At 72.9% G+C, this 2,269-nt stretch carries 3 protein-coding genes; 2 read left to right on the top strand and 1 reads right to left on the bottom strand.

The annotated features are described in order from the left end of the window. A partial coding sequence (locus G3I65_RS07400) for a hypothetical protein (protein WP_160695419.1) occupies positions 1-713 on the bottom strand: 713 nt, incomplete at its 3' end. A 193-nt stretch (positions 714-906) separates the two neighbouring features. Between G3I65_RS07400 and G3I65_RS07395 the strand changes: the two genes are divergently transcribed. Together G3I65_RS07395 and G3I65_RS07390 are read left to right on the top strand one after the other, a co-directional pair. Continuing rightward, positions 907-1,812: a hypothetical protein gene (locus G3I65_RS07395; protein WP_309235315.1), complete on the top strand. Its 906-nt coding sequence runs from the start codon at positions 907-909 to the stop codon at positions 1,810-1,812. A 159-nt stretch (positions 1,813-1,971) separates the two neighbouring features. After that, the coding region (locus G3I65_RS07390; protein ID WP_160695418.1) for a hypothetical protein at positions 1,972-2,269 on the top strand (298 nt) is incomplete at its 3' end.

The following is a 2,269-nucleotide window of genomic DNA, read 5'->3' as shown; positions in this document are numbered from 1 at the left end:
GCGAGCAGTTCCTGGGCGGGCCGGTCGGTCGCGGCGACGTCGGTGCCGTGCGTGTGCAGCACCGCGCCGTCCGAGGTGACCAGGCGGACCTGCTGCTGGGTGCTCGCGTCCAGGTCGCCGCCGATGCCGCGCAACGCGGTCGAGACGACGAGGAGCTTGCCGGCGCGGGTACCGGTCAGCGGGAGCGCGGTGAGCACCAGCGGGGTGTCGCCGGGGCGGGCGACCGGGCGGACCGTGAGGTTCGCGACGGGGACCCCGCGCAGCGTCTCCACCGGCACCGGCTCGCCGCGCGTGGCCGCCACCTTCTGCGCGGCCACGTCGTAGACGGCGATGCCGCGCCAGTCGTCGTAGGTTTCGCCCAGCCGGGTGAGGAGCGCGGCGTCGTCTGCGGTGTCGAAGACCCCGGAGCCGGCCGCGACCTGCAGGTCACCGGCGGCGGCCGTCGCCGACGTCGCGACGCTCTGCGCGAGCCCGGCGGTGGTCCGCTGGCGGCTCGCGGCGACCTCGTCGGAGACCCGGCCGGACTGGTCGCCGGCGCGGATCAGGGACAGCGGGCCCGCGGTGGACAGGTAGAGCGCGGTGAAGGCCGCGATGAGCAGCAGCAACGCGAAGGTGGTCGCGGACGCGACGCCCACGCCGCGCGGGAACCCCGCTTCCGGGATCTGCGCGCGCAACCGGGCGGCTCGATCGTCGTGCGGTTTTGGCCGGTTCACCTGGTCTCCCCAGGGCCTTTCAGTCGGGCGATCCCGGAAGCTCGCCGGCCACCAGGGGCCGTTAGCGGAAGGTCCACTCTTTCGGGTCACGTGAAAGTCTCGAAGTTGTCAGCGGTGACGGTACAACTCACCCCATCGTGCGACAAACAGCGGCCATGGGTGACGGCTGGATGGAGTCAGTACACTCCGGGTGGTGATCAGTCGGCCCCGGACGTTGCTCAGCGTGGCCGGCGTGGTCGTCGCGCTGGGACTGGCCTTGACGCTGGTGCTGGTCCTCGGTGACGACGAGCCACCACCGCCCGCGCCGGAGGCCGGTTTGGATTCCCTCGTAACGCAGTTCACCTCCGGGCTGTCCGCGGACCAGGAGTACCGCTCACCGAAATCCGACGAACGTCGCACGGCGGCCACCGGCTTCGCCGCCGTCCTGGATCGCCGCGGCACCGCGGACTTCGCGCGGCTCGGCTTTTCGGTGCGCGACGGCGTCGACCCGGCGACCGGGCGGCCGTACACGATCGCGGTGAACGAGACGGGCACCGACCGGGCGTGGGGGATGTACGTCATCGACCGGTCGGCGCCGCCGTCGCTCGCGGTCGAGGTGCCGCACCCGGCGTTCGACCTGCGCACGGAACTCTTCGGCGTCGACCTGTTCCGGCGCGTGCCGGGCGCGGTGCTGCTGGTCGCGGGCGCGCACCGGAAGGCGGACAACAGCCAGGCCGACGTCGCGCACGAAGAGGATTCGGTGTTCCACGTCGTCGCCACCGCGCTCGCGGGCCGCGGGCTGGCGCAGGTCCAGCTGCACGGCTTCCACGACCAGAACCTGCCTTCGACGGACATAGTGCTCTCTTCGGGCGCCACGGTCGCCGGCGACGCGGCCCGGCGCGCGGCCGACCGGCTGACCGCGGACGGGTTCGCCGTGTGCCGCGCCTGGGAAGAGCGGTGCAAGGGCCTGGAAGGCACGACGAACGTCCAGGGCCGGATGGCCGCCTCGGACGACACGGTCTTCCTGCACGTCGAGATGAGCCGGACGGTCCGCGAGTCGCCCGAGCGGCGCGCCGACGTCGTGCGGGCGCTGACGGAAGCCGAGCTCGCGAAACCCTGACCCTTTTTTCGACCGCGACGGGTGATTGACACCACATCCCCGCGTCGTAAAGTGCGGAGGCCGGTCGCTCTCGCATTCCACGCCTGTCGCCGGAATGGGGTCATGGGGGCTCGCAGCGCGGCCGGCGGCAATTCCGATCTCTATTCGGGGAGGCTCCTCGTGCGTCGGAAACAAACGGCACTGGCACTCGCGCTGGCGGCGGGAATGGCGTTCCCCGTTCCGGCGGTGGCGAGCCCGGCCCCCCAATCGGACGGCCAGTCGGTCACGCTCATCACCGGCGACCGTGTGCGCGTGCTGCCCGGCGCTCGCGGACCGGCCGCGGTCGTCGTCGAGCCCGGACCGGGCCGCGGCGGGATCGGCTTCCTGCGCGAGACGAGCACCGGTGGCCGCAAGGGCGACGTCACGGTGGTTCCCGCGGACGCGCTGCCGCTGCTGGCCGCCGGGCGGCTCGACCCGC

It is taken from the genome of Amycolatopsis sp. SID8362, assembly GCF_010550475.1.
Taxonomy (GTDB): Bacteria; Actinomycetota; Actinomycetes; order Mycobacteriales; family Pseudonocardiaceae; genus Amycolatopsis; species Amycolatopsis eburnea.
Note: the sequence above shows the minus strand (reverse complement) of the source record. Positions and strands in the feature narration are given on the sequence as shown.